We start from the raw sequence: 26,961 nt of genomic DNA on the forward strand, positions 1-26,961 counted from the left end.
GACTGATTCCCCATCAGCTACGCCCCGCGTTCCGCTTCGTTAAGGCCTTCTTGCATGTCCGATTCCCGTTATCAGGTCGATGTCAGCGTCGTCACCCGCTATCTGCCAGACCAATCGCAACCCGAACACGATCGCTTCGCCTTCGCCTACACCATCACCGTGCAGAACAACGGCGAACTGGCGGCCAAGCTTCTCTCCCGGCACTGGGTGATTACCGATGGTGACGGCCATGTCGAAGAAGTACGCGGTGAAGGCGTCGTCGGCCAGAAGCCGCTGATCGCCGCCGGCGAAAGCCACACGTATACCAGCGGCACGGTAATGACCACCAAGGTCGGCACCATGCAGGGCACCTATCAGATGCTTTCTGATGACGGCAAACGTTTCGACGCGACGATCAAACCGTTTCGCCTCGCCGTACCCGGAGCCCTGCACTGATGACGACGTATGCCGTCGGCGACCTGCAAGGCTGCCTCGAGCCGCTCAAGTGCCTGCTCAAGCAAGTTGCGTTCGACCCGTCGCTTGATCGGCTGTGGCTGGTCGGCGACCTGGTCAATCGTGGCCCGCAGTCGTTGGAAACCCTGCGCTTTCTCTATGGCATGCGGGAATCACTGGTCTGCGTGCTGGGCAATCACGACCTGCACCTGCTGGCCGCCGCAAAAAAGATCGAGCGCTTGAAGAAAAGCGACACACTGCGCGAAATCATCGAGGCCCCCGATGGCCCGCAACTGATGGAATGGCTGCGTCAGCAAAAGTTGATGCATTACGACGAAACACGCGATGTTGCGATGGTTCATGCTGGCATCCCACCGCAATGGTCGCTGCGCCGCGCCCTTAAATGCGCCGTCGAAGTCGAGACTGCACTGCGCGACGACAACGTTTTCCCGGCCTACCTCGACGGCATGTACGGCAACGAGCCGGCGAAATGGGACAGCGACCTCAAAGGCATCGACCGCCTGCGCGTAATCACCAATTACTTCACGCGCATGCGCTTCTGTACCGCCGAGGGCAAGCTTGACCTCAAGAGCAAGGAAGGCCTCGACAGCGCCCCGCCCGGCTACAAGCCGTGGTTTCAGCACAAGGAACGCAAGACCAAAGGCCTGCGCATCATTTTCGGCCACTGGGCAGCGCTCGAAGGCAATATCCACGAGCCAGGCATTTCGGCGCTTGACACCGGATGCGTATGGGGCGGCAGCCTGACGCTGATGAACGTCGACAGCGGCGAACGCCTGTCATGCAAATGCGATGAATACGGCGGGCTTGCGCCATCAGTCGCACCACTCTCCCCTAACGATTCGCCCGTCAACGCCTCGCGTTAGACTGCGCCTTCAGTTGAGCAACAGGAACTTTGTCATGACCGAATTCAAACGAATCCCGCCAGAACAGGCCCAGACCCTGCGTGAACAAGGCGCCGTCGTGGTTGACGTACGCGATCCAGCGACCTTCGCCGCACTGCACATCAGTGGTTCCAAGCATCTTGATAACCACTCCCTGCACGCTTTCATTCAAGGCGCCGACCTTGATGCTCCGACCGTCGTGGTCTGCTACCACGGCAATTCCAGCCAGGGCGCAGCCGCCTATCTGGTCAGCCAGGGCTTCTCCGACGTTTACAGTATGGACGGCGGCTTTGAGCTGTGGCGTACGACTTATCCGTCGGAAACCGCGCAAGGCTCCGCCGAATAATTTTTTTGCGCGGCGCAGGCCCCGGCTGCCGTGGGCCTGCGCGCGGCAGACGAACGGTCTGCCACAACTAATTACGTATCTCGCCTTTACCTCTCGAATTCCCAACTATCCTTAAGCGCAGGCCATCCAAAACAGGGGAGAGCCGGTACACCGGCGCGCGGGTCATCGGGAGTAGCTTTCACGGTTTGTCGACCGTGGAAGAATTCTGGGGGGTAAACAGCAGCTGCCACAGCGACTGCTGCCAGCATCGACTGAGTGATCCGGCGTCGGCTCCACGTATCGAGCGAGGTGACGTCATGAGTATCTTTAGCCACTTCCAACAACGCTTCGAGTCCACACGCCAGGAAGAACTCTCGCTGCAAGAGTACCTGGAGCTGTGCAAGAAAGACCGGAGCGCCTACGTTTCCGCCGCCGAGCGTCTATTGATGGCCATCGGCGAACCGGAACTGCTCGACACTTCGACCAACTCGAGGCTGTCGCGCATTTTTTCCAACAAGGTGATCCGCCGCTATCCGGCCTTTGAAGACTTCCACGGGATGGAAGAATGCATCGACCAGATCGTCTCGTATTTCCGCCACGCTGCCCAAGGCCTGGAAGAGAAGAAACAGATTCTTTATCTGCTCGGCCCCGTCGGTGGCGGTAAATCGTCCCTGGCCGAGAAGCTGAAACAGTTGATGGAGAAAGTGCCTTTTTATGCCATCAAGGGCTCGCCGGTCTTCGAATCGCCTTTGGGTCTGTTCAACGCCACCGAAGATGGCGCGATCCTCGAGGAGGATTTCGGCATTCCACGGCGCTACCTGAACACCATCATGTCGCCATGGGCGACCAAGCGCCTGGCCGAATTCGGCGGCGACATCAGCCAGTTCCGCGTGGTCAAGCTGTACCCGTCGATCCTCAATCAGATCGCCGTGGCCAAGACCGAACCCGGTGACGAGAACAACCAGGACATCTCGGCGCTGGTCGGCAAGGTCGATATTCGCAAGCTCGAAGAATTCCCGCAGAACGACGCCGACGCCTATAGCTACTCCGGTGCGCTGTGCCGGGCCAACCAGGGCCTGATGGAGTTCGTCGAAATGTTCAAGGCACCGATCAAGGTGCTGCACCCTTTGCTGACCGCTACGCAGGAGGGTAACTACAACAGTACCGAAGGCCTTGGCGCGATTCCGTTCACCGGCATCCTGCTGGCTCACTCCAACGAATCGGAGTGGCACACCTTCCGCAACAACAAGAACAACGAGGCGTTCATCGACCGGATCTACATCGTCAAAGTGCCGTACTGCCTGCGCGTCAGCGATGAAGTGAAGATCTACGACAAATTGCTGTTCAATAGCTCCCTGTCCAAAGCGCACTGCGCACCGGACACGTTGAAGATGCTTGCGCAATTCACCGTGCTGTCGCGCCTCAAGGAGCCGGAAAACTCCAACATCTATTCGAAGATGCGCGTCTACGACGGCGAGAACCTCAAGGACACTGATCCGAAGGCCAAGTCGATTCAGGAGTACCGTGACTCGGCCGGAGTGGACGAAGGCATGAACGGTCTGTCGACCCGCTTCGCCTTCAAGATTCTCTCCAAGGTGTTCAACTTCGACCCGCACGAAATCGCCGCCAACCCGGTGCACCTGCTCTATGTGCTGGAACAGCAGATCGAACAGGAACAGTTCCAGGCCGAAACCCGCGAGCGGTATCTGCGCTATCTGAAGGAATATCTGGCTCCGCGTTACATCGAGTTCATCGGCAAGGAAATCCAGACCGCGTACCTCGAGTCCTACAGCGAGTACGGGCAGAACATCTTCGATCGCTACGTGCTGTACGCGGATTTCTGGATTCAGGATCAGGAGTATCGCGATCCGGAAACCGGCGAGATCCTCAATCGCGTGGCGCTGAACGAAGAACTGGAAAAAATCGAGAAACCCGCCGGCATCAGCAATCCGAAGGATTTCCGCAACGAAATCGTCAACTTCGTCCTGCGCGCCCGGGCGAACAACAACGGCAAGAACCCGACCTGGCTCAGCTACGAAAAACTGCGGGTGGTCATCGAGAAGAAAATGTTCTCCAACACCGAGGACCTGCTGCCCGTCATCAGCTTCAACGCCAAGGCGAGCAAGGAGGATCAGCAAAAACACAACGACTTCGTTACGCGAATGGTTGAACGTGGCTACACCGATAAACAGGTACGGCTTCTGTCCGAATGGTACCTGCGGGTCCGCAAGTCGCAGTGAGGCAGCTGCAAGCTATAAGCCACAAGCTGCAAGAAAAAAGCGTATGCGCCTGAAAACACAGGGGTTCGTTTCTACTTGCAGCTTGCAGCTCAAAACTTGAAGCTCCCCGGAGGGGCCTTATGAGCTATGTGATCGACCGACGCCTCAATGGCAAGAACAAGAGCACGGTGAACCGTCAGCGTTTTCTGCGACGTTACCGTGACCACATCAAAAAGGCTGTCGAAGAGGCAGTCAGCCGGCGCTCCATTACCGATATGGAGCACGGGGAACAGATCAGCATTCCCGGTCGTGATATCGACGAGCCGGTGCTTCATCATGGACGCGGCGGCAAACAGACCGTCGTGCATCCAGGCAACAAGGAGTTCACGGCTGGTGAACATATCGCCCGCCCACCGGGAGGCGGTGGCGGACGCGGTCCGGGCAAGGCTGGCAATTCCGGTGAAGGCATGGACGAGTTCGTCTTCCAGATCACCCAGGAAGAGTTTCTCGAATTCATGTTCGAAGAACTGGAACTGCCGAATCTGGTCAAACGCAACCTGACCGGCACCGACACTTTCAAAACCGTACGCGCCGGGATCAGCAACGAAGGTAACCCCTCACGCATCAATATCATCCGCACCCTGCGCTCAGCGCATGCGCGGCGTATTGCCCTGTCCGGCAGCAGCCGCGCGAAACTGCGCGAGGCCAAGGAGGAACTGGCGCGGCTCAAACGCGAAGAACCGGACAACTTCGGCGATATTCAGGAACTCGAAGCTGAAATAGAGAAACTCAGCGCGCGTATCCATCGCGTGCCGTTCCTCGATACGTTCGACTTGAAATACAACCTGCTGGTCAAGCAACCCAATCCCAGCTCGAAAGCGGTGATGTTCTGTCTGATGGACGTTTCAGGTTCGATGACGCAGGCGACCAAGGACATCGCCAAGCGCTTTTTCATCTTGCTGTACCTGTTCCTCAAGCGTAACTACGACAAGATCGACGTGGTGTTTATCCGTCACCACACCAGCGCCCGAGAGGTGGATGAGGAGGAGTTTTTCTATTCAAGAGAAACCGGCGGCACCATCGTTTCCAGCGCCTTGAAGCTGATGCAGGAAATCATGGCCGAGCGTTATCCGAGCAACGAGTGGAATATTTACGCGGCACAGGCATCCGACGGCGACAACTGGAACGACGACTCGCCGATCTGCCGCGACATCCTGATCAATCAGATCATGCCCTTTGTGCAGTACTACACTTACGTGGAGATCACCCCGCGCGAACATCAGGCCCTGTGGTACGAGTACGAACGCATCGCCGAAGCCTTCTCTGACACGTTTGCCCAGCAACAACTGGTCTCGGCCGGGGATATCTATCCGGTCTTCCGTGAACTCTTCCAGCGCAGGTTAGTGACATGACCGCCAAAGAGCAGAAACGCCAACCGATTTCCACCGGCTCCGAATGGACATTCGAGCTGATCCAGACCTATGACCGCGAAATCGCCCGGATTGCGGCCCGCTATGCGCTGGACACCTACCCTAACCAGATCGAAGTGATCACCGCCGAGCAGATGATGGACGCCTATGCCTCAGTGGGCATGCCGCTGGGCTATCACCACTGGTCCTACGGCAAACACTTCCTCAGCACCGAGAAATCCTACAGCCGCGGACAGATGGGCCTGGCCTACGAGATCGTGATCAACTCGGATCCGTGCATCGCCTATCTGATGGAAGAGAACACCATCTGCATGCAGGCGCTGGTGGTGGCTCATGCCTGCTATGGCCACAACAGCTTCTTCAAGGGCAACTATCTGTTCCGCACCTGGACGGATGCCAGTTCGATCATCGATTACCTGGTGTTCGCCAAGCAGTACATCATGCAGTGCGAGGAACGCCACGGCATCGATGCCGTGGAAGACCTGCTCGACTCCTGCCATGCCTTGATGAACTACGGCGTCGATCGCTACAAGCGTCCGTATCCGATTTCCGCTGAAGAAGAGCGCCGGCGCCAGAAGGATCGTGAAGAGCACATGCAGAAGCAGATCAACGACCTGTGGCGCACCATCCCCAAGGGAGCGGACAAATACAGCGACAAGGACAACGCCCGCTTCCCGGCCGAACCGCAGGAAAACATACTCTATTTCATTGAGAAGCATGCGCCGCTGCTGGAACCCTGGCAGCGAGAGATCGTGCGCATCGTGCGCAAAATCGCCCAGTATTTCTATCCGCAGCGCCAGACCCAGGTGATGAATGAAGGCTGGGCCACGTTCTGGCATTACACATTGATGAATGACCTGTATGACGAAGGCCTGGTCACCGACGGCTTCATGATGGAGTTCCTCACCTCGCACACCAGCGTGGTGTTTCAGCCTGGCTTTGACAGCCCGTACTACAGCGGCATCAACCCCTATGCGCTGGGTTTCGCCATGTACCGCGACATTCGGCGCATGTGTGAAGAGCCTACCGAAGAGGACCGGCGCTGGTTCCCGGACATCGCTGGCTCCGACTGGCTGTCGACCATCAAGTTTGCCATGAGCAGTTTCAAGGACGAGAGCTTCATTCTGCAGTACCTTTCGCCGAAGGTAATCCGCGATCTCAAGCTGTTCAGCATCCTCGATGACGACCAGAAGGACGACCTGCTGGTGCCCGCCATTCATGACGAGGGCGGCTACCGAGTCATCCGCGAAACCCTGGCTGCGCAGTACAACCTCGGCAATCGTGAACCCAACGTGCAGATCTACAGCATCGACCGGCGCGGTGACCGCTCCCTGACGCTGCGTCATCAGCAGCACGACCGCAAACCGTTGGGCGACTCCACCGAGGAAGTGCTCAAGCACTTGCATAGGCTGTGGGGCTTCGACATCCATCTGGAAACCCTGCAGGGCGACCAAATCATGAAAACCCATCACGTGCCGCCACGCAGTGAACACAGCGAGGGCGATTACGGCCGGCTCGATCTGGCCGTGATTCATCTTTGATCCGGTTCTGGCCTCCGAAAGTCTGACGCAAGGGTTATCCTGTCGGACTGACGGAGGTTTTTTATGCAGGTTTACAAGGTTGGCGGCGCGGTACGTGATCGCCTGTTAGGGTTGCCGGTCACAGACATCGACCGGGTCGTGGTGGGCGCTACCACTGAAGAAATGCTTGCCCAGGGGTTTCGCCCGGTCGGCGCGGATTTTCCGGTGTTTCTGCACCCGAAAACCGGCGAGGAATATGCCCTCGCCCGCACCGAGCGCAAGAGCGGTCGCGGTTACGGCGGTTTCACGTTCTACGCGAGTCCGGAAGTCACGCTTGAAGAAGACCTGATTCGCCGCGACCTGACGATCAATGCCATGGCCGAGGACGATCAGCTCAACCTGACCGATCCGTATCATGGTCAACGCGACCTCGAAGCAAGAATCCTTCGCCATGTTTCCCCGGCGTTCGCCGAAGATCCGCTGCGAGTGCTGCGCGTTGCCCGTTTTTCTGCGCGTTATGCGGGACTGGGCTTCACGGTCGCCGACGAAACCATGGACCTGATGCGTCAGCTCAGCGAGTCCGGCGAACTGCAGGCGTTGACTGCCGAACGCAGCTGGAAGGAAATTTCCCGGGCACTGATGGAAGACCACCCGCAGGTGTTCATCCAGGTATTGCGCGACTGTGGCGCACTCAAAGAGCTAATGCCAGAAGTCGACGCCTTGTTCGGCGTACCGCAGCCGGAGACCCATCATCCGGAAATCGACACGGGCCTGCACACCTTGAGCGTGCTGGAGCAGTCAGCTCTGCACAAACAACCGCTGACGGTACGCTGGGCCTGCCTGCTGCATGATTTGGGCAAAGGCCTGACGCCAGAAGAAGAATGGCCTCGGCATATCGCCCATGAGCACACAGGTCTCAAGCTGATCAAAGCGGTCAACGAACGTTTCAAGGTGTCGAAGGATTGTCAGGAATTGGCATTACTGGTGGGGCAGTATCACACCCATGGGCACCGGGCGCTGGAGCTGAAAGCCTCGACATTGCTGGAGTTACTGCAGAGTTTCGATATTTATCGCCGGCCACAGCGCTTCGAGGAATTTATCGCTTCGTGCGAGATGGACGCCCGTGGCCGCAAAGGCCTGGAGCAGCGCAGTTACCCACAGGCGGATTATTTGCGCGGAGCCGCGAAGGCTGCGCGAGCGGTGGCGGTGCAGCCATTGCTGGAGCAGGGATTCAAGGGGCCGGAACTGGGCGAAGCGCTGAAGCGCGAACGGTTGAAAGCATTGAAGATTTACAAAGACAACGCCTGAAGCAAGATCAAAAGATCGCAGCCTTCGGCAGCTCCTACAGGGAAGCGCAAATTCCTCTGTAGGAGCTGCCGAAGGCTGCGATCTTTTGCTTTAAAGATTCGACGGAGTCAATTGCTGCCCATTCCATTCGAATGCAACCGGCGCCAACACCTGATCAATTTGCGCCTCAGCCCACAACGTCGCAAAGCTTTGGCCCACCCCCGGGTGCACCCGATCCGGCGCAATCAACGACAGCGGCCATAGCACAAAGGCATTTTTCAGAATTTCCGCACGCGGCAAAATCAACCCATCGAAATTACCCACCAGATCGCCATACAGCAGCACGTCGATATCCAGCGGCAAGCCCTTGCGATCAGGGGCATAACGCCCGTTATCCGCCTCGATGAATTTCAAGCGCCTATCCAGCTCCATCAATGGCAAGTCGGTGTAGGCCGAGACCACGAAATTGAAGAACGGCCCGCTCTTGATCCCCACCGGCTGGCTCTCGAACACTGCCGAACAATGGATATCCACCAGAAACTTGGCCAGCGCATCGAGACCGGCGCGCAAATGGGTTTCGCGCTCGATATTGCTACCGAGCCCGAGATAGACCTGAGTCAGCGACATCCGCGCTCGATCTCCACACCCACACCACCCTTGGCCGCCGGCACCGCGCCCGGCTTGGTCAGTTTCAGCCGCACCCAGGTGATCTTGAATTCGGCCATGAGCACCTCAACCAGACGCTCGGCAAAGGTCTCGACCAGCTGGAACTGCGCCTGCTCGGCAAAGGCCTGAATGCGCGTGGAAACACTGGCGTAATCGAGCGCCAGGGTCAGATCGTCACCGGCGGCGGCCGGACGATTGTCCCAAGCAAAGCTCAGATCAAGACGCAGGCACTGACGAATGCCGCGCTCCCAGTCATAGGCACCGATCACGGTGTCGACTTCCAGGCCCTCGATAAACACTCTGTCCAAGCACTTCTCTCCGCTGCACGACAAGGGCGCGATGCGCCGTTAGAATCAGGGCGTCCTCGCCCGGAATAGTTAGCATGTTTTGGTTACTGGCGATTCTCGCCTACCTGCTCGGCTCGCTGTCCTTCGCCATTTTGCTCAGCCGCCTCACCGGAAATCCGGATCCGCGAATGAGTGGCTCGGGTAATGCCGGCGCCACCAACATGCTGCGCCTGGCCGGTCGCAAACTGGCGATCCTGACCCTGCTCGGTGATCTATGCAAAGGCCTGCTGCCGGTGCTGATCGCCTCCAGTGCGGGCCTTTCGCTGCAGGATCAGGCCTGGATCGGCGTATGCGCCGTGATCGGTCACCTGTTCCCGCTGTACTTCCGCTTTCGTGGCGGCAAAGGCGTTGCCACTGCCGCCGGCATGCTGCTCGGCCTGTATCCATCCGCCGCGCTGCTGGCCGTATGTGCCTGGCTGCTGACGTTCTACCTGACCCGCACCAGCTCGCTGGCGGCGCTGATTGCCACGCCACTGACACTGCCGTTGCTGGCCTGGCAAGAGCCGGAAGCCTTGCTGCCAATGAGCGCACTGACCTTGCTGATTGTCTGGCGCCATCGCGGCAATCTACGCGACCTGTTTGCCGGGCGCGAACGGCATTTCTGACTGCCGTCCATGAGCGTCGCTCATCACAACGCCGACAACTGCTCCATTGGCCAGCGTGCCTGCACGGTGATTGCCAGACTTTCCTGCTGACCGGCCTTCAGGCGTTGGCAACCGGCAAACGCGATCATCGCGCCATTGTCGGTGCAGAACTCCGGGCGCGCATAGAACACATCGCCCTTCATATCACCGAGCATCTTTTCCAGCGAAACCCGCAACGCCTTGTTGGCGCTGACGCCGCCGGCAATCACCAGCCGCTTCATGCCCGCTTGTTTCAGGGCGCGCTTGCACTTGATGGTCAAAGTCTCCACCACAGCCTGCTGGAACGCCAGCGCGATGTCGCAACGGACTTGCTCGCCGTCGTCCCCGGCGCTGACGCATTGCTGCCAGGTATTGAGGGCGAAGGTTTTCAGGCCGCTGAAGCTGAAATCCAGACCCGGGCGATCGCACATCGGACGCGGAAAGGTGAAACGACCTGCGACGCCTTTCTCGGCCAGCTTGGCGATTTCCGGCCCGCCGGGGTAATTGAGGCCCATCATTTTCGCGGTTTTATCGAAGGCTTCACCGGCCGCATCGTCGAGCGTCTCGCCGAGCAGGCTGTATTGGCCGATGCCGTCGACCTGAACCAACTGGGTATGACCACCGGAAACCAACAAAGCGACGAACGGGAATTCCGGTGGTTTCGGCTCCAGCATCGGCGCCAGCAAGTGGCCTTCCATGTGGTGCACACCGAGAGCCGGAATGCCCCAGGCAAACGCCAGCGCCTGCGCGCAGGAAGCACCGACCAGCAACGCGCCGACCAGGCCAGGACCTGCGGTATAGGCGATTGCATCGATCTCGGTCGGCACGCAGTCGGCCTCGGCCAAGACTTGACGGATCAAGGGCAGCATGCGTTTGACGTGGTCACGCGAAGCCAGCTCCGGCACCACACCGCCATAGACGCGGTGCAGGTCGATCTGACTGAACAGCGCGTCGGCCAGCAGGCCGCGTTCACTGTCATACAATGCGACGCCGGTTTCGTCGCAGGAGGTTTCTAATCCCAGTACTAGCATGGGTTTGCGCCTTGTTTAGGCTGAATTCGAAGGCGCGCATAATAGTCGCCACGTGATGCCCCGACCAGCGGTTTTCGATCAGAGGCTTTGCATTCCGAGCGATGAGGGGTTAACATCCGCAACCCTTAAAAACCGACGTCTTCAAGTGCTCTTTTGCCGCGAGGATGTTGACCCCGGTAATGAATGAAGGTAGCTCTGGATGCCAGCCGTCAAAGTAAAAGAGAACGAACCCTTCGACGTAGCTCTGCGTCGTTTCAAGCGCTCCTGCGAAAAAGCCGGTGTACTGGCTGAAGTTCGTAGCCGCGAATTTTACGAGAAGCCAACTTCTGAGCGTAAGCGCAAGGCAGCAGCCGCTGTTAAGCGTCACGCCAAGAAAGTTCAGCGCGAACAGCGCCGCGCCGTTCGTCTGTACTAATCCACAGACGTTCGTAGCAAGCTTCTTGCCTAAGCCCGGCCCTCAGCCGGGCTAATGGCATTTGCGTAAAACGCTTGATGCTTCACCGTCGACGCCGCCGATGCGACCGAGACAAATCTGCTTCACCGCGTCAGGCCTGGCTCTTTTGCCAGCGGTGCACGTCTTTTCTGACGAGCCTTTCAAGGCTACTGACGAGCACACCCACTGATTCCTCTTACGACGATCAGCCCAAGGCACCTGCATGCGTGCCCGCTTTATTGAGCTATCCGAGGCCGACAACCGGCCGTCAGCGGATTCAGCGCAACACTTTCACATAGTCGAAGACTGATAGGTACTAACGTCAGTGGATTTTCGGCAGATACACTTCCCGACAGCGATCACGCAGACGACACCGGTCGAGCCGCACTTTTTGTGCGTTTCCAGCAATGGCCCGCGTCCGACAGCCTGTCGCAACAGATTTATTGCAGCGCAGACGACGAGAATGCCATGGCCGGGCTGATTCCCCAGAGCTTCATTGACGACCTGCTGAACCGCACCGACATCGTCGACGTGGTCAGCTCGCGCGTGCAATTGAAGAAGGCCGGCAAGAACTACACCGCCTGCTGCCCGTTCCACAAAGAGAAAACCCCGTCGTTCAGCGTCAGCCCCGACAAACAGTTCTATTACTGTTTCGGCTGCGGCGCCGGCGGCAACGCCCTCGGCTTTCTCATGGATCACGACAACCTGGACTTCCCCCAGGCCGTCGAAGATCTGGCCAAAGCCGCCGGCATGGAAATCCCCCGTGAAGAAAGCGGCCGTGAGCGCAAGCCGCGTCAGCCGACCGATTCGCCGCTGTATCCGCTGCTCACTGCCGCCGCCGACTTCTACCGGCAGGCACTCAAGAGTCATCCGTCGCGCAAGGCTGCGGTGGATTACCTCAAGGGCCGCGGCCTGACCGGCGAGATCGCTCGGGATTTCGGCCTCGGCTTTGCACCGCCGGGCTGGGACAACCTGCTCAAGCATCTGAGCAGCGACACGCTGCAACAGAAAGCCATGATCGAAGCTGGCCTGCTGATCGAGAACGCCGAAACCGGCAAGCGCTATGATCGCTTCCGTGATCGCGTGATGTTCCCGATCCGCGACACCCGTGGGCGGATCATCGCCTTCGGCGGCCGCGTACTGGGTGACGACAAGCCCAAGTACCTGAACTCACCGGAAACCCCGGTATTCCATAAAGGCCAGGAACTCTACGGCCTCTATGAAGCACGCAAGAACAATCGCAACCTCGATGAAATCATCGTTGTCGAGGGTTACATGGACGTCATCGCCCTCGCCCAGCAAGGCTTGCGCAATGCCGTCGCCACGCTGGGTACCGCGACCAGCGAAGAACATTTGAAACGCCTGTTCCGCGTCGTCCCGAACGTATTGTTCTGCTTCGACGGCGACCAGGCAGGCCGCAACGCCGCGTGGCGCGCACTGGAAGCGACCCTGCCATGCCTACAGGACGGTCGTCGCGCGCGATTCCTGTTCCTGCCGGAAGGCGAAGACCCGGACACCCTGGTTCGCGCCGAAGGCACTGACGCATTCAAGGCGCGCATCAATCAGCACGCGCAGCCGCTGGCCGATTATTTTTTTCAGCAACTGACCGAAGAGGCCGACCCGCGCTCGCTCGAGGGCAAGGCACACATGGCCACCCTTGCCGCACCGCTGATCGACAAGGTGCCGGGCGCGAACCTGCGCATTCTCATGCGTCAGCGCCTGACCGAGATTACCGGCCTGAGCAGCGAGACCGTCAGCCAACTGGTTCAGAGTGCACCGCAGGAAGCACCGCCCGCCTACGATCCGGGCTTCGATTACGACGTCATGCCGGACTACAGCGACTACCATCAGCCGCAGGCACAGGACATGTACGCGCCGCAGCAGGAATGGACGCCGAAGAAACCCGGCGCCGGCGGCAAGAAGTGGGACAAGAAACCGTGGGACAAGAACGGCAAGCGTGGTGGCGATCGCGAACAGCAGCGCCCGCGCACGCCGATTGGCGTTGAATCGCCGACCCTGACGGCATTGAGAACATTGCTCCATCATCCGCAACTGGCCAAGCGCGTCGAAGACGCCGGACATATTGCCGATGAAAATCAGACCAACGCCCAGTTGCTTGTGGCGCTGCTCGAAGCCGTACAGAAGAATCCCAAGCTAAACTCATTTCAGTTGATCGCGCGATGGCACGGCACTGAACAGGGTCGCTTGCTCAAGGCACTGGCAGAAAAGGAATGGCTGATTGACGGAGATAACCTTGAACAACAGTTTTTCGACACCATTACTAGCTTGTCCGCCCGCCAACGCGAGCGAAATCTCGAACAGTTACTCAGGAAAGCGCGGCAAAGCGAACTGAGCGTCGAAGAGAAAAATCAACTGCGCGACCTTTTAAGTCGCAATGTTTCCGCATCAAACCCGACCTCAACTGGCGCGTGAGGTCATAGCTCAGGTATAATCCTCGGCTTGTTTTTTGCCCGCCAAGACCTTCAGTGGATAGGGTGTTATGTCCGGAAAAGCGCAACAGCAGTCTCGTATTATTGAGTTGATCAAACTGGGTCGTGAGCAGAAGTATCTGACTTACGCCGAGGTCAACGACCACCTGCCCGAGGATATTTCAGATCCGGAGCAGGTGGAAGACATCATCCGCATGATTAACGACATGGGGATCCCCGTACACGAGAGTGCTCCGGATGCGGACGCCCTTATGTTGGCCGACGCCGATACCGACGAGGCCGCTGCGGAAGAAGCAGCCGCTGCGTTGGCGGCGGTGGAGACCGATATCGGTCGCACCACTGACCCGGTGCGCATGTACATGCGTGAAATGGGCACGGTCGAGCTTCTGACCCGTGAAGGCGAAATCGAAATCGCCAAGCGGATCGAAGAAGGCATTCGTGAAGTGATGAGCGCAATCGCGCACTTCCCTGGCACGGTTGACCACATTCTCTCCGAGTACACCCGCGTCACCACCGAAGGTGGTCGCCTGTCCGACGTCCTGAGCGGTTATATCGACCCGGATGACGGCATCGCGCCGCCTGCGGCAGAAGTGCCGCCGCCGGTCGATCCGAAGGCCGTCAAGGCCGACGACGATACCGACGACGATGAAGCCGAATCTTCCGATGACGAAGAAGAAGCCGAAAGCGGTCCGGACCCGGTCATCGCTGCACAGCGCTTCGGCGCCGTGGCGGACCAGATGGAGATCACCCGCAAGGCCCTGAAAAAGCACGGTCGTCACAACAAGGCTGCGGTTGCCGAGTTGCTGGCCCTGGCCGAGCTGTTCATGCCGATCAAACTGGTGCCGAAGCAATTCGAAGCCTTGGTCGAGCGTGTGCGCAGTGCCCTGGATCGTCTGCGTCAGCAAGAGCGCGCGATCATGCAGCTGTGCGTGCGTGATGCACGTATGCCGCGCGCCGATTTCCTGCGTCAGTTCCCGGGCAATGAAGTCGACGAAAGCTGGTCCGACGCTCTGGCCAAAGGCAAGAGCAAGTATGCCGAGGCCATCGGTCGCGTGCAGCCGGACATCATCCGTTGCCAGCAGAAGCTGATTGCGCTGGAAACCGAGACCGGTCTGACCATCGCGGAAATCAAGGACATCAACCGTCGCATGTCGATCGGTGAGGCCAAGGCCCGCCGCGCGAAGAAAGAGATGGTTGAAGCCAACCTGCGTCTGGTGATCTCGATCGCCAAGAAGTACACCAACCGCGGTCTGCAATTCCTCGATCTGATCCAGGAAGGCAACATCGGTCTGATGAAGGCGGTGGACAAGTTCGAATACCGTCGGGGTTACAAGTTCTCGACCTATGCCACCTGGTGGATCCGTCAGGCAATCACTCGCTCGATCGCCGACCAGGCGCGCACCATCCGTATTCCGGTGCACATGATCGAGACGATCAACAAGCTCAACCGTATTTCCCGGCAGATGTTGCAGGAAATGGGTCGCGAACCGACCCCGGAAGAGCTGGGCGAACGCATGGAAATGCCTGAGGACAAGATCCGCAAGGTACTGAAGATCGCCAAAGAGCCGATCTCCATGGAAACCCCGATCGGTGATGACGAAGACTCCCATCTGGGCGACTTCATCGAAGACTCGACCATGCAGTCGCCAATCGATGTCGCCACGGTGGAAAGTCTGAAGGAAGCGACTCGCGAAGTACTGTCCGGCCTCACTGCCCGTGAAGCCAAGGTGCTGCGCATGCGCTTCGGTATCGACATGAACACCGACCATACGCTCGAAGAAGTGGGCAAGCAGTTTGACGTAACGCGTGAGCGGATCCGTCAGATCGAAGCCAAGGCGCTGCGCAAGCTGCGCCACCCGACGCGAAGCGAGCATCTGCGCTCCTTCCTCGACGAGTGATACCAGAACCCCCGGCCCAGGCCGGGGGTTCTGTTTTATGGCAGATTAAATTCCCCGCTCCGCCCTCCCCGCCGCGTACCCCGTCTACACTCGAAACAATCACTCCAAGCCCTGACGAGAGCGTTATGCCCAGACTGGCGCCCGTGCTTTTTCTGCTGTCATTGATGATCTGCACCGCCACGGCTGACGCGCTGACTCTCACCGATGAAGAACGCAGCTGGCTGGCGGCTCACCCTGACTTGCGCCTGGGTGTCGACGCGTCGTGGCCGCCTTTCGAATTTCGTGACGATCAGAACCGCTATCAGGGTCTGGCCGCTGACTATATCGACGTGATTCGCCAACGTTTGGCGATCAAGCTGACGCCCATCGAACCGGCAAGCTGGACGGTGGTGCTGGAGCAGGTCAAAAAAGGCAAGATCGATTTGCTGCCGGGAATCATGTCCACGCCGGAGCGCCAGAATTATCTGTCATTCACCCGGCCGTACCTCGACTTCCCGATCGTCATCCTCGCCCATGTCGGCGGCGCCCAGCCGCGCAAACTCGACGATCTGTATGGGCTGAAAATCGCCGTGGTGGAAAACTACGCCCCCCACGAATTACTGCGTACTCACCATCCCGATCTGAATCTGGTGGCCATGCCCAACGTCAGTTCAGCGCTGCAAGCCCTGGCGACTGATGAAGTGGACGCGGTAGTCGGCGATCTGGCTTCCAGCGTCTGGAGCCTGCGCCAGCTCAAGCTTGACGGCCTCTACGTCAGCGGCGAGACGCCGTATCGGTATCAACTGGCGATGGCCGTGCCCCGCGACAACAAGGTGCTGGTGGGGATACTCGACAAAGTTCTTGCCGACATGACGCCGGCGGAAATCAGCAGCATTCAGGAACACTGGGTTGGCAACGTGCTCGACCACCGCACGTTCTGGTCGGATCTGCTGATGTACGGCCTGCCCGGCCTGTTGCTGCTGATAACAGTCCTTGCCGTGGTGATTCGCATCAACCGCCGTCTGAGTTCGGAAATCACCCGGCGCATCGACCTCGAGCAGGAACTGCGCAGCAGCGAATATCACTACCGCGGCCTGGTGGAAAGTTTGTCGGCGATTGCCTGGGAAGCGCGGATGAGCGACTTCACCTACAGCTATGTCTCGCCGCACGCTGAAGACTTGCTCGGTTATCCACAATCTCACTGGCTGATTCCGGGCTTCTGGCACAACATCATTCACCCCGCCGACCTGACCCGCACGCAGAGCTACTGCAAGGAAGCGCTGCGCCAGGGCCGCGATCACATCGTCGACTACCGCGTGATTACCGCCGACGGTCGCTGCCTGTGGGTGCGCGATATCGTCAGCCTGATAGAGCACGGTCACGAGCCAGTGATGCGCGGGCTGATGATCGATATCAGCGAGATCAAGCGCACTGAAGAGGCATTGCGCCTGTCCGAGCAGAAGTTCGCTTCGGTGTTCGAGCAATGCCCGGACATTCTGGTGATTGCGCGCCTGTCCGACGGCTGCCTGCTGGAGGTCAACGAGGCCTTCGAGGAGCAGATCGGGCTCAGGGCCGAGGAGGTGATCGGCCAGACCGCCACCAACCTCAATATCTGGGGCATTCCCGGAGTCGGACCAGGCCTGTTGCAGCGCTTGCAGGCCGGTAGCATCCGCAACCTGGAAATGCCCTTTCGCCGCAACAACGGCCAATTGTTCACCGGGCTGATTTCCGCCGAGCCCTTCGACCTCGATACCACCCCGGCGCTGGTGGTTGTGGTGCGCGACATCAGCCAGCTCAAGGAAACCCAACAGCAACTGCAAACATCGGAGGAAAAGTTTGCCAAGGCCTTCCATGCCTCGCCGGACGGCTTGCTGCTGTCACGCCAGAGCGACGGCCTGCTGCTGGAGGTCAACGAAGGTTTCAGCCGCATCACCGGTTTCAACAGCGCCATGTCAGTGGATCGTTCGACGCTGGATCTGGGCATCTGGGTCAATCTCAACGAACGCAAACAGATGATCGACCTGCTGCAACGCGACGGTTTTGTCCGCGACTTCACCTGCCACATCCGTCGCAGCGACGGGCAGATTCGCCTGTGTGAAGTCTCCAGCCGTCCACTGCCGATCGGCGACGAAGACTGCATGTTGACCATCGCCCGCGACATCACCGAACGCCATCTCATGCAGGAAAAACTGCAGCAGGCGGCGACGGTTTTCGAGAGCACCGCAGAAGGCGTGTTGATCACCGATACTCAACAACACATCAGCGCCGTCAATCGCGCTTTCACCGAAATCACCGGTTACAGCGAAAGTGAAGCGCTGGGCCACACGCCACGCTTGCTGGCGTCAGGGCTGCATGACAGCGCTTTCTACGCGGCGATGTGGCACCAATTGACCGACGAGGGACACTGGCAAGGCGAGATTTCCAACCGGCGCAAGAATGGCGAGTTGTACCCGAGCTGGCTGACCATCAGCGCCGTGCGCAATCGCGACAAATTCATCACCCACTTCGTTGCGGTGTTTGCCGATATTTCCAGCCTCAAGCACGCTCAGGCCAAACTCGATTACCAGGCTCACCACGACCCGCTGACCGGCCTGCCCAACCGCACCTTGTTCGAAAGCCGCCTGCAAATGGCTTTGACCAGTCAGCAGGAAAATGGCGGCCAGGGTGCCGTGCTGTTTCTCGACCTCGACCGTTTCAAACACATCAACGACAGCCTCGGTCATCCGGTCGGCGACCTGTTGCTCAAGGGCATTGCCGTACGCTTGAAAGAACAATTGCGCGATATCGACACGGTCGCACGGTTGGGCGGCGACGAGTTCATCATCCTGCTGCCGGGCTTGCAGCAAGCCAGCGACGCCGACAACATCGCGACGAAACTGCTCAACTGCTTCGGAGCGCCGTTCCAGGCCGGCGAACACGAGTTCTTTATCAGCGCCAGCATCGGCACCAGCCTTTATCCGCGCGACGGTTGCGACGTTGCCACGCTGGTGAAAAACGCCGACGCGGCGATGTACCGCTCCAAGGCCAAGGGGCGCAACCGCGTCGAAAGCTACACTCGCGACCTCACCGCTCAGGCCAGCGAACGCATAGCGCTGGAACACGAACTGCGCCGCGCCATCGAGCGCGATGAGCTGTTTCTCTATTACCAACCGAAAATCAGCCTGGTGGACCACAGCCTGGTCGGTGCAGAAGCGCTGATTCGCTGGCGCCACCCGACCTTCGGTGACGTGCCGCCCGAGCATTTCATTCCGCTGGCAGAAGAAAACGGAATGATCCTGCAGATCGGTGACTGGGTACTGGAGACCGCTTGCCGGCAGATGTTCGAGTGGAGCCGAATCTACCAACCGCTCGGGCCGCTTTCGGTGAACCTCGCCGGCGCGCAACTGCGCCAGCCGAACCTGTTGGTGCGCATCGAACAACTGCTCAAGGACAATCGGCTCAGGCCGGATTTACTGCAACTGGAAATTACCGAGAATTTCATCATGAGTCAGGCCGAAGAGGCGCTGGCGGTGCTGCATCAACTCAAACACCTCGGCGTGCAACTGGCGATCGATGACTTCGGCACCGGCTACTCCTCGCTCAGCTACCTCAAACGCCTGCCGCTGGACATCCTCAAGATCGACCAATCCTTTGTCCGCGGACTGCCTGACGATCCCCACGACGCGGCCATTGTGCGCGCCATCATCGCGCTCGGCCGCAGCATGCAATTCACCGTGATCGCCGAAGGCGTGGAAACCCAGGCACAACAACAATTTCTCGCCGCAGAAGGTTGTGAACAGATCCAGGGCTACATCGTCAGCCTGCCGCTGCCCCCGGACGAATTCGCCGCGACGTTTCTGCATGTGACCGTATCGGATTTTTCGGATAGCACAGCCGCGAAACCGTCGCTATAATCCGCGGCCTACTGAGGGCCTATAGCTCAGTTGGTTAGAGCAGAGGACTCATAATCCTTTGGTCCACGGTTCAAGTCCGTGTGGGCCCACCAAATTGAAAAGCCGCGCTTGATGCGCGGCTTTTTTGTGGGCTTTGATTTCCCAATCATGCTAATCCCATGCCTGTGGTTGTGGACATCCGGGATGGACACGTTCTCTGGAATTTTATGCATGCTCCGGCGAGAGCCATGGACAGGCATCGAAAAGGCGAGCTTTTGTATAGGCGGTACGTTCCTTCGGACAAAAAAAGGGCAGCCATCAGGCTGCCCGTAACATCTAAATCCTGATATTTGCATCCCCAGGAAATGGGATGAAGAGGTCTCACCTGACACCGATGTTGCAGCATCGCTGAGGTACCTACATCTGCTAACACCCTGCAAGGCAGCAGATTTCGCGCTCTTGTTGGCATTCGTTGGGAAACAGGGCAGACAAGTCAAATCAATTGTCAGAACATTTTTTTCATCAAATTCATCAGTGACCACTTTGCTATGGCGCAAAAGCTTTTCCTAATTTGCCTGTAAAGTGCGCCTCACTCCGACACAACGCCAATGGAGCCGCCCTTGCCAGACACCCGCCAACCCATCCTCGACGAAATCGACCGCCAGCTAATCGCCGCGCTGCAGATCAACGCCCGCGAAAGCGTGGCCATGCTCGCCCGTCAGCTAGGCATCGCTCGCACTACGGTGACGTCGCGCCTGGCCCGGCTGGAAAAAGCCAAGGTGATCACCGGTTATGGCGTGCGATTGGGTCAGCGTGTGGTCGATGGTGGCTTGCAGGCCTACGTCGGGATCAAGGTGCAGCCGCGTTCCGGCAAGGACGTGCTGCGGCGCCTGAGTGCGATGGCGCAGGTGCAGCAGCTGTGTGCAGTGAGTGGCGAGTTTGACTACGTGGCCTGGTTGCGCACCGATTCGCCGGAGCAGCTCGATCAGTTGCTGGATCAGATTGGCAGCGTCGATGGGGTGGAGAAAACCACGACTTCGATCATTTTGAGTAGCAAGATTGATCGCGGGCAGCCGGTCTGAGCGTTGGCCAAGGCATCGAGGCTCGGGCCTCTTCGCGAGCAGGCTCGCTCCCACATTTTGGTCGGTATGCAGCCTGCAATCGTCAGTCTGCACAAACTTCAGGCAAAACGACGACACATTGCGTCTTATTAACGCGCTCTACGCTCCCTAGAATGGCTGGCATCTTTTCCTATACTCAGACGCGAATCCTGCGTCGGGTCGCCAACAAGGTCAGCCATGAACAACAACAATCGTCACCCTGCAGACGGCAAGAAACCCATCACCATTTTCGGTCCGGACTTTCCGTTCGCGTTTGACGACTGGATCGAGCATCCCGCCGGTCTGGGCAGCATTCCCGAGCAGCATCATGGTGCTGAAGTGGCGATTGTCGGCGCGGGCATTGCCGGTCTGGTGGCTGCATATGAACTGATGAAACTCGGTCTGAAGCCGGTGGTGTACGAGGCGTCGAAACTCGGTGGTCGTCTGCGCTCGCAGGCCTTCAACGGCACCGACGCCATCGTCGCCGAGCTTGGCGGCATGCGCTTTCCAGTGTCCTCCACCGCGTTCTATCACTACGTCGACAAGCTCGGCCTGCAAACCAAGCCTTTCCCCAACCCGCTGACCGGCGCGTCTGGCAGCACCGTGATCGACCTGGAAGGCGAGACCTATTACGCGGAGAGTCTGAAGGATCTTCCTGCATTGTTTCAGGAAGTGGCTGACGCCTGGGCGGATGCGCTGGAAGCAGGCTCGCAGTTTTCCGATATCCAACAAGCCATTCGCGATCGCGATGTGCCGCGCCTGAAAGAGCTGTGGAACAAGTTGGTGCCGCTGTGGGACGACCGGACCTTTTACGACTTCGTCGCCACCTCGAAAGCCTTCGCCAAATTGTCGTTCCAGCACCGCGAAGTGTTCGGCCAGGTCGGTTTCGGCACCGGCGGCTGGGATTCGGACTTCCCCAATTCGATGCTGGAAATCTTCCGCGTGGTGATGACCAATTGCGACGATCACCAACACCTGGTGGTCGGTGGCGTCGAGCAGGTGCCACAGGGCATTTGGCGCCATGTGCCGGAGCGCTGCGTGCACTGGCCGGCCGGCACCAGCCTGAAATCCCTGCACCGTGGCGCGCCGCGTTCCGGTGTGAAGAAAATCGCTCACGCACCGCAAGGCCGTTTCGCCGTTACCGACAACAACGGTGACACCCGCGAATATGCCGCTGTGCTGACCACCTGCCAGAGCTGGCTGCTGACCACTCAGATCGAATGCGATGAAACCCTGTTCTCGCAGAAGATGTGGATGGCCCTCGACCGCACGCGCTACATGCAGTCGTCGAAAACCTTCGTGATGGTCGACCGGCCATTCTGGAAAGACAAGGACCCGGAGACCGGCCGCGACGTGATGAGCATGACCCTCACCGATCGCCTGACCCGTGGCACCTATCTGTTCGACAACGGCGACGACAAACCGGGGGTGATCTGCCTGTCGTACTCGTGGATGAGCGACGCGTTGAAAATGCTCCCGCATCCGGTGGAAAAACGCGTTGAACTCGCCTTGAACGCGCTGAAGAAGATCTACCCGAAAGTCGACATCGCCGCGCGGATCATCGGCGACCCGATCACCGTGTCGTGGGAAGCCGACCCGTACTTTCTCGGTGCCTTCAAAGGCGCCCTGCCCGGCCATTATCGCTACAACCAGCGCATGTACGCGCACTTCATGCAGGACGACATGCCGGCCGAACAGCGCGGGATTTTCATCGCCGGCGACGACGTGTCGTGGACACCGGCGTGGGTCGAAGGCGCAGTGCAGACTTCGCTCAACGCGGTGTGGGGCATCATGAAACATTTCGGCGGCTCGACACATAAAGAGAACCCCGGCCCGGGTGATGTGTTCAAAGACATCGGCCCTATCGCCCTGCCCGAGTAAGAGGATTCCCCGATGCGCGTAGCCGTTTACCAATGTCCACCGCTGCCACTGGACCCCGCCGCCAACCTGCAGCGCCTGCATCAGGTGGCGATGGAGGCCAAGGGCGCTGATCTGCTGGTGCTGCCGGAGATGTTCATGACCGGCTACAACATCGGCGCCGAAGCGGTGAGCACACTGGCCGAGGTTTACAACGGTGAATGGGCGCAGCAGATCGGCCGGATTGCCAAGGCTGCGGGTCTGGCGATTGTTTACGGTTACCCGGAGCGCACCGCCGACGGGCAGATCTACAACGCTGTGCAACTGATCGACAGCCACGGCGAACGCCTGTGCAATTACCGCAAGTCGCATCTGTTCGGCGACCTCGACCGGTCGATGTTCAGCCCGGGCGACGCGGAGTTGCCGGTGGTTGAACTGAACGGCTGGAAGCTCGGTTTCCTGATCTGCTATGACCTGGAGTTTCCGGAAAACGCGCGCCGCCTGGCCTTGGCCGGCGCAGAGCTGATTGTGGTGCCAACGGCCAACATGATTCCGTTCGACTTCGTCGCCGACGTCACCGTGCGGGCCCGCGCCTTCGAAAACCAGTGTTACGTGGCTTATGCCAATTACTGCGGACATGAAGGCGATATCCAGTACTGCGGGCAAAGCAGCGTTGCCGCACCGGACGGCAGCCGTATCGCCCTGGCAGGTCTGGACGAGGCGTTGATCGTCGGTGAGCTTGATCGACAACTGATGAACGATTCACGCCAGGCCAACCGCTATCTCAGCGATCGCCGCCCAGAGCTTTACGGCGCGCTCAACCGTCGCTAATCCGCTAGCATGGGCACTTCACTGTTCTGGAAGTGCCCATGCCTGCGCCGACTCATCCCCGCCCCCACTCTGAAACCCTGGCCAACGGCCTGCGCGTGACCCTGCGCCACGTGCCCGGTCTCAAACGCAGCGCTGCCGCGTTGCGCGTGGCGGCCGGCAGCCATGACGTGCCATTGGCATGGCCCGGGCTGGCGCATTTTCTTGAGCACTTGCTGTTTCTCGGCACCGAGCGTTTTCCCACAGACGAAGCGCTGATGGCCTACGTGCAACGTCACGGCGGGCAGGTGAATGCCAGCACCCGCGAGCGCACCACGGACTTTTTCTTTGAGTTGCCCGTGCCGTTGTTCAGCGACGGGGTAGAGCGTCTGTCAGACATGCTCGCCCGGCCGCGTATGAATCTGGACGATCAACTGCGTGAACGGGAAGTTTTGCAGGCGGAATTTATCGCCTGGTCGCAGGATCCGACAGCGCAGCAGCAGTTTGCCTTGTATGAAGGTTTACCAGCGGAGCATCCGTTGCGCGGGTTTCATGCGGGCAATCGGGACAGCTTGCAGGTTGCGTCGCCAGAGTTTCAAACGGCGCTGCGAGACTTCCATCAGCGGTTTTATCGAACCGGGCAAATGACCCTCAGCCTGGTCGGTCCGCAGAGTATTGATGAACTGCGGGAGCTGGCGCGGCAATTCGCAGCGGTGTTGCCGGTTGGGGATAAAGTTGCCGAGGCCGCACCGCCTCCGCTGACAGTGAAAAGTTATCAACAGGTCGGCGCTCACGCGAACCTGTTGTTCGCCTTCGACGGCTTACCCGAATCATCCGCAGAGGCGATGGCCTTCCTCTGTCATTGGTTGAATAGCGCCAAACCCGGTGGATTGCTCGCGTACCTGCAACAGCAGAATCTGGCTGACAGCCTGAAAGCCGCGCCGATCTATCAGTTCGCCGGGCAAGCGCTGCTGCATCTGCAATTCCATGCCGACGGTAAGCAGTTGAACGCCATTCACCAACAAATGCTGGACTGGGCGAGCTTTTTCACCCGACAGGACTGGACCCCGTTGCGCGAGGAATACGCCGCGCTACTTCAGCGCCAGCAACAAGTCAGCGGCGCGTTGCAATTGGCGCGAATCGACATCGAGCAGCGGGCATCCAGCCTGTCCGAATCCGGCGCTGCCACACTTGAGCACATCCTTCGCGAAATCGGTGTTGTGGATAACTTCAGCGATCGTTGGCACCTGCCTGCCGCCAACCCTTTCCTGCGCACCAGTGAACCGCTGGCCAACGCCGGGCTGATTCGCGGACAGACCAGCGCTCACCGCGGCCTGCGCACGTTCGCCCAGGATCGCTCGCGAAGCCGCCGAGAACGTTCGCCGATGCATTTCAGTCAGGCGCTGCCGGACAACAGCGATGAAGGCGCAATCTATCTGCGCTGGCAGGTCGAGGCGGCGGCCAGCGCAGATCTGCGCTCCAGATTGCAGCGCAGTCTGCGCCAGACCCGACAGGATGCGTGCGAAGCCGGAGTGGACTTGTCTTTCAGCGCCGCAGGCAACCAATGGCTGCTGAAAATGAATGGTTTACAGGAGCCCATGCCCAGCGTCCTCGAGCATGCGCTGAAATGTCTGACGATAATCGACGCCGATTCGCCGCGCGAAGAGATGCAGATACCGTCAATGCCGACCCGCCAACTACTCGAAGCGTTACCGGAAAAATGCCTGCCCACGATTGAAGCCAGCGATGACGCCAATCAGCTGTGGACAACTTCGCGCTGGGACGGCCTCGCTCTCGGGCTTGGCCAACAAACTCAATCAGCACTGGGCCCGGCGCTGAGCCGCATTCCCGGCACGCCGGACAATCAGCTGCCGATGACTCCGCGCACCAACGGCGATTACCGCTGGAGTCAGATCGACACGGCGTCTAGCGAACACGCCCTGCTGCTCATCTGCCCGACCGCCAGCAAACACATCGCTGATGAAGCCGCATGGCGCCTGCTCGCACAGCTGTGCCAGACGCCTTTCTACCAGCGCCTGCGCGTCGAATTGCAATTGGGGTACGCCGTGTTCAGCGCGCTGCGTCAGGTGCACGGCACGACCGCCCTCGTCTTCGGCGTGCAATCGCCGACAGCCTCCGCGGCGACCCTGCTGGAACACATCCAAGCGTTCTGCAACGGCATTCCCACGCTGATCGAAACGCTCGATGACGCAGGCCTCGAGCAACAACGCCAGAACCTCGCCGATCAATTCGATCAAGCGACACTGTCCACCAAAGACGCTGCCGAATTGTTCTGGCAGGGCAAACTCGCCGGCCATTCGTCGGATTACCGTGAGCAATTGGTTACAGCGATCCAGCAGCTGGATCACCAGGCTTTGCTGGCCGCTGCGCAGCGTCTGATCAATGCCGATGGCGGCTACCACTGTCTGGCCAATGAACCGATGCCCGGCGCGCCGTGGCAAGCGACAAACTGATCATTACCGAGGCTGCAAGGAGCTTTCTCAAAGATTCACGGGTCACGCCGTTGAAATTTTGAGTAACATAGCCGCCTAACTAATTGGAACAACACCGCGCTGCCGTGGACTATAACTATGGATAGCGCTATCCCAACCCTCAGAAGGAGACATCTCATGGCCTGGACCAAACCTGCTTACACCGACCTGCGCATCGGCTTCGAAGTCACCATGTACTTCGCCAGCCGCTGAGTTCTGCTTACGCAGATTCGCAGTGCAACGCCTCGGCTCGCCGAGGCGTTTTATTTTCCGCGTTGAAATGATGGAGCGTTCATGTTCGTCCAGATTCTGGGTTCGGCCGCCGGTGGCGGTTTTCCGCAGTGGAACTGCAACTGCGTCAACTGCGCAGGCTTTCGCGACGGCAGCCTGAATGCCAAGGCCCGCACCCAATCGTCCATCGCCATTTCCGATGACGGCGTGAACTGGGTGTTGTGCAATGCCTCGCCGGACATCCGCGCGCAACTGCAAAGCTTTGCCCCGATGCAACCGGGCCGGGCCCTGCGCGACACCGGCATCAGCGCGATCATCCTGATGGACAGCCAGATCGACCACACCACCGGCCTGCTCAGCCTGCGCGAAGGCTGCCCGCATCAGGTCTGGTGCACGGACATGGTTCACGAAGACCTCAGCACCGGTTTCCCCCTGTTCAAGATGCTCACCCACTGGAACGGCGGGCTGGAATGGAACCGCATCGAACTCGACCAGAGCTTCACTGTAGCGGCCTGCCCGAACCTGCGTTTCACCCCGTTACCGTTGCGCAGCGCCGCGCCGCCGTATTCGCCGCACCGTTTCGATCCGCATCCGGGCGACAACATCGGCTTGATCGTTGAAGACCTCAACACCGGCGGCAAGCTGTTCTACGCGCCGGGGCTGGGCAAGGTCGATGCGCCGCTGCTGGAAATCATGTCCGGCAGCGATTGCCTGCTGGTCGACGGCACAATGTGGGATGACGATGAAATGCAGCGCCGTGGCGTCGGCACCCGCACCGGTCGCGAGATGGGCCATCTGGCGCAGAACGGCCCCGGCGGCATGCTCGAAGTGCTGGAGCAGTTGCCCGAGCAGCGCAAGGTGCTTATCCACATCAACAACACCAACCCGATCCTTGACGAGGATTCGCCGGAGCGTGCCGAGCTGGCGCGGCGTAATGTTGAAGTGGCGTTTGATGGCATGAGCATCGTGCTTTAAGCAATCGAGACCGCTGCGCGGTCTATCGCGAGCAGGCTCACTCCTACAATGGAATGCGATCGACTGTGGGAGCGAGCCTGCTCGC

Annotated in this window: 21 protein-coding genes and 1 tRNA gene; 19 read left to right on the forward strand and 3 right to left on the reverse strand. The window is 59.2% G+C overall.

The window, feature by feature from the left end:
* The first annotated feature begins 54 nt into the window (after positions 1 to 54).
* The 7 genes from apaG to AB4N53_RS17145 all read left to right on the forward strand — a co-directional run bounded on the left by apaG (position 55) and on the right by AB4N53_RS17145 (position 8,136).
* The gene (apaG, locus tag AB4N53_RS17115) at positions 55 to 435 is read left to right on the forward strand and encodes a Co2+/Mg2+ efflux protein ApaG (protein WP_460121859.1); all 381 of its coding nucleotides are present in this window, start codon (positions 55 to 57) and stop codon (positions 433 to 435) included.
* Complete coding sequence (locus AB4N53_RS17120) at positions 435 to 1,316, forward strand: symmetrical bis(5'-nucleosyl)-tetraphosphatase (RefSeq protein ID WP_460121861.1); 882 nt, start codon at positions 435 to 437, stop codon at positions 1,314 to 1,316. Before apaG ends, AB4N53_RS17120 begins: the two co-directional genes overlap by 1 nt.
* Before the next feature lie 34 nt (positions 1,317 to 1,350).
* Positions 1,351 to 1,680, forward strand: a complete 330-nt coding sequence (gene glpE, locus AB4N53_RS17125) for a thiosulfate sulfurtransferase GlpE (protein ID WP_460121863.1) — start codon at positions 1,351 to 1,353, stop codon at positions 1,678 to 1,680.
* 296 nt (positions 1,681 to 1,976) lie between these two features.
* Positions 1,977 to 3,899 carry a PrkA family serine protein kinase gene (locus tag AB4N53_RS17130; protein ID WP_039757710.1) on the forward strand — a complete coding sequence of 641 codons (1,923 nt, stop codon included), beginning with the start codon at positions 1,977 to 1,979 and terminating at the stop codon, positions 3,897 to 3,899.
* 119 nt (positions 3,900 to 4,018) lie between these two features.
* Positions 4,019 to 5,290 carry a YeaH/YhbH family protein gene (locus AB4N53_RS17135; protein WP_460121865.1) on the forward strand — a complete coding sequence of 424 codons (1,272 nt, stop codon included), beginning with the start codon at positions 4,019 to 4,021 and terminating at the stop codon, positions 5,288 to 5,290.
* Positions 5,287 to 6,849: a SpoVR family protein gene (locus AB4N53_RS17140; RefSeq protein WP_016772889.1), complete on the forward strand. Its 1,563-nt coding sequence runs from the start codon at positions 5,287 to 5,289 to the stop codon at positions 6,847 to 6,849. The genes AB4N53_RS17135 and AB4N53_RS17140 overlap by 4 nt, the downstream gene beginning before the upstream one ends.
* A 63-nt stretch (positions 6,850 to 6,912) precedes the next feature.
* Complete coding sequence (locus tag AB4N53_RS17145) at positions 6,913 to 8,136, forward strand: multifunctional CCA addition/repair protein (protein WP_460121868.1); 1,224 nt, start codon at positions 6,913 to 6,915, stop codon at positions 8,134 to 8,136.
* Positions 8,137 to 8,226: 90 nt separating this feature from the next.
* Here the strand turns inward: AB4N53_RS17145 and folK are convergent, their stop codons facing one another.
* Together folK and folB are read right to left on the reverse strand one after the other, a co-directional pair.
* Positions 8,227 to 8,742, reverse strand: a complete 516-nt coding sequence (gene folK, locus AB4N53_RS17150; protein ID WP_460121870.1) for a 2-amino-4-hydroxy-6-hydroxymethyldihydropteridine diphosphokinase — start codon at positions 8,740 to 8,742, stop codon at positions 8,227 to 8,229.
* Positions 8,733 to 9,089 carry a dihydroneopterin aldolase gene (gene folB, locus AB4N53_RS17155; RefSeq protein ID WP_016772885.1) on the reverse strand — a complete coding sequence of 119 codons (357 nt, stop codon included), beginning with the start codon at positions 9,087 to 9,089 and terminating at the stop codon, positions 8,733 to 8,735. The genes folK and folB overlap by 10 nt, the downstream gene beginning before the upstream one ends.
* A gap of 74 nt (positions 9,090 to 9,163) precedes the next feature.
* Between folB and plsY the strand changes: the two genes are divergently transcribed.
* Entirely contained in the window at positions 9,164 to 9,733 is a 570-nt protein-coding gene (gene plsY / locus AB4N53_RS17160) for a glycerol-3-phosphate 1-O-acyltransferase PlsY (RefSeq protein WP_460121872.1), read from the forward strand.
* A gap of 23 nt (positions 9,734 to 9,756) precedes the next feature.
* Here the strand turns inward: plsY and tsaD are convergent, their stop codons facing one another.
* The gene (tsaD, locus tag AB4N53_RS17165; protein WP_460121874.1) at positions 9,757 to 10,782 is read right to left on the reverse strand and encodes a tRNA (adenosine(37)-N6)-threonylcarbamoyltransferase complex transferase subunit TsaD; all 1,026 of its coding nucleotides are present in this window, start codon (positions 10,780 to 10,782) and stop codon (positions 9,757 to 9,759) included.
* 199 nt (positions 10,783 to 10,981) lie between these two features.
* On the opposite strand from tsaD, the gene rpsU reads away from it, so the two are divergent.
* From rpsU to pqqB, 11 genes are all read left to right on the forward strand, one after another.
* Positions 10,982 to 11,197, forward strand: coding sequence for a 30S ribosomal protein S21 (gene rpsU, locus AB4N53_RS17170; protein WP_002551877.1), 216 nt, complete (start codon positions 10,982 to 10,984; stop codon positions 11,195 to 11,197).
* Between the two features lie 486 nt (positions 11,198 to 11,683).
* Positions 11,684 to 13,648 carry a DNA primase gene (dnaG, locus tag AB4N53_RS17175; protein ID WP_460125177.1) on the forward strand — a complete coding sequence of 655 codons (1,965 nt, stop codon included), beginning with the start codon at positions 11,684 to 11,686 and terminating at the stop codon, positions 13,646 to 13,648.
* A gap of 67 nt (positions 13,649 to 13,715) precedes the next feature.
* Positions 13,716 to 15,563: an RNA polymerase sigma factor RpoD gene (rpoD, locus tag AB4N53_RS17180; RefSeq protein ID WP_039757703.1), complete on the forward strand. Its 1,848-nt coding sequence runs from the start codon at positions 13,716 to 13,718 to the stop codon at positions 15,561 to 15,563.
* Between the two features lie 125 nt (positions 15,564 to 15,688).
* Complete coding sequence (locus AB4N53_RS17185) at positions 15,689 to 19,435, forward strand: bifunctional diguanylate cyclase/phosphodiesterase (RefSeq protein WP_460121876.1); 3,747 nt, start codon at positions 15,689 to 15,691, stop codon at positions 19,433 to 19,435.
* A gap of 15 nt (positions 19,436 to 19,450) precedes the next feature.
* A tRNA-Ile gene (locus AB4N53_RS17190) sits at positions 19,451 to 19,527 on the forward strand.
* A 507-nt stretch (positions 19,528 to 20,034) separates the two neighbouring features.
* Positions 20,035 to 20,496 (forward strand): Lrp/AsnC family transcriptional regulator, encoded by a 462-nt coding sequence (locus AB4N53_RS17195; protein ID WP_016772879.1) that lies wholly within the window; start codon positions 20,035 to 20,037, stop codon positions 20,494 to 20,496.
* Between the two features lie 216 nt (positions 20,497 to 20,712).
* Positions 20,713 to 22,395, forward strand: coding sequence for a flavin monoamine oxidase family protein (locus AB4N53_RS17200; RefSeq protein WP_460121879.1), 1,683 nt, complete (start codon positions 20,713 to 20,715; stop codon positions 22,393 to 22,395).
* Positions 22,396 to 22,407: 12 nt separating this feature from the next.
* Positions 22,408 to 23,202 carry a carbon-nitrogen hydrolase family protein gene (locus AB4N53_RS17205; protein WP_460121881.1) on the forward strand — a complete coding sequence of 265 codons (795 nt, stop codon included), beginning with the start codon at positions 22,408 to 22,410 and terminating at the stop codon, positions 23,200 to 23,202.
* Between the two features lie 38 nt (positions 23,203 to 23,240).
* Positions 23,241 to 25,652, forward strand: coding sequence for a pyrroloquinoline quinone biosynthesis protein PqqF (gene pqqF / locus AB4N53_RS17210; RefSeq protein WP_460121883.1), 2,412 nt, complete (start codon positions 23,241 to 23,243; stop codon positions 25,650 to 25,652).
* Between the two features lie 156 nt (positions 25,653 to 25,808).
* Positions 25,809 to 25,883 (forward strand): pyrroloquinoline quinone precursor peptide PqqA, encoded by a 75-nt coding sequence (gene pqqA, locus AB4N53_RS17215; RefSeq protein ID WP_003444522.1) that lies wholly within the window; start codon positions 25,809 to 25,811, stop codon positions 25,881 to 25,883.
* Between the two features lie 81 nt (positions 25,884 to 25,964).
* Positions 25,965 to 26,876, forward strand: a complete 912-nt coding sequence (gene pqqB, locus AB4N53_RS17220; RefSeq protein WP_460121885.1) for a pyrroloquinoline quinone biosynthesis protein PqqB — start codon at positions 25,965 to 25,967, stop codon at positions 26,874 to 26,876.
* The last annotated feature ends 85 nt before the right edge of the window (positions 26,877 to 26,961 follow it).

The sequence above is a fragment of the Pseudomonas sp. H3_E04 genome (assembly GCF_054668915.1).

Coding starts and splice junctions, on each gene's coding strand:
- apaG (WP_460121859.1), top strand. CDS start 55: ATGTCCGATTCCCGTTATCAGGTCGATGTCAGCGTCGTCACCCGCTAT.
- AB4N53_RS17120 (WP_460121861.1), top strand. CDS start 435: ATGACGACGTATGCCGTCGGCGACCTGCAAGGCTGCCTCGAGCCGCTC.
- glpE (WP_460121863.1), top strand. CDS start 1,351: ATGACCGAATTCAAACGAATCCCGCCAGAACAGGCCCAGACCCTGCGT.
- AB4N53_RS17130 (WP_039757710.1), top strand. CDS start 1,977: ATGAGTATCTTTAGCCACTTCCAACAACGCTTCGAGTCCACACGCCAG.
- AB4N53_RS17135 (WP_460121865.1), top strand. CDS start 4,019: ATGAGCTATGTGATCGACCGACGCCTCAATGGCAAGAACAAGAGCACG.
- AB4N53_RS17140 (WP_016772889.1), top strand. CDS start 5,287: ATGACCGCCAAAGAGCAGAAACGCCAACCGATTTCCACCGGCTCCGAA.
- AB4N53_RS17145 (WP_460121868.1), top strand. CDS start 6,913: ATGCAGGTTTACAAGGTTGGCGGCGCGGTACGTGATCGCCTGTTAGGG.
- folK (WP_460121870.1), bottom strand. CDS start 8,742: ATGTCGCTGACTCAGGTCTATCTCGGGCTCGGTAGCAATATCGAGCGC.
- plsY (WP_460121872.1), top strand. CDS start 9,164: ATGTTTTGGTTACTGGCGATTCTCGCCTACCTGCTCGGCTCGCTGTCC.
- tsaD (WP_460121874.1), bottom strand. CDS start 10,782: ATGCTAGTACTGGGATTAGAAACCTCCTGCGACGAAACCGGCGTCGCA.
- rpsU (WP_002551877.1), top strand. CDS start 10,982: ATGCCAGCCGTCAAAGTAAAAGAGAACGAACCCTTCGACGTAGCTCTG.
- dnaG (WP_460125177.1), top strand. CDS start 11,684: ATGGCCGGGCTGATTCCCCAGAGCTTCATTGACGACCTGCTGAACCGC.
- rpoD (WP_039757703.1), top strand. CDS start 13,716: ATGTCCGGAAAAGCGCAACAGCAGTCTCGTATTATTGAGTTGATCAAA.
- AB4N53_RS17185 (WP_460121876.1), top strand. CDS start 15,689: ATGCCCAGACTGGCGCCCGTGCTTTTTCTGCTGTCATTGATGATCTGC.
- AB4N53_RS17200 (WP_460121879.1), top strand. CDS start 20,713: ATGAACAACAACAATCGTCACCCTGCAGACGGCAAGAAACCCATCACC.
- AB4N53_RS17205 (WP_460121881.1), top strand. CDS start 22,408: ATGCGCGTAGCCGTTTACCAATGTCCACCGCTGCCACTGGACCCCGCC.
- pqqF (WP_460121883.1), top strand. CDS start 23,241: ATGCCTGCGCCGACTCATCCCCGCCCCCACTCTGAAACCCTGGCCAAC.
- pqqB (WP_460121885.1), top strand. CDS start 25,965: ATGTTCGTCCAGATTCTGGGTTCGGCCGCCGGTGGCGGTTTTCCGCAG.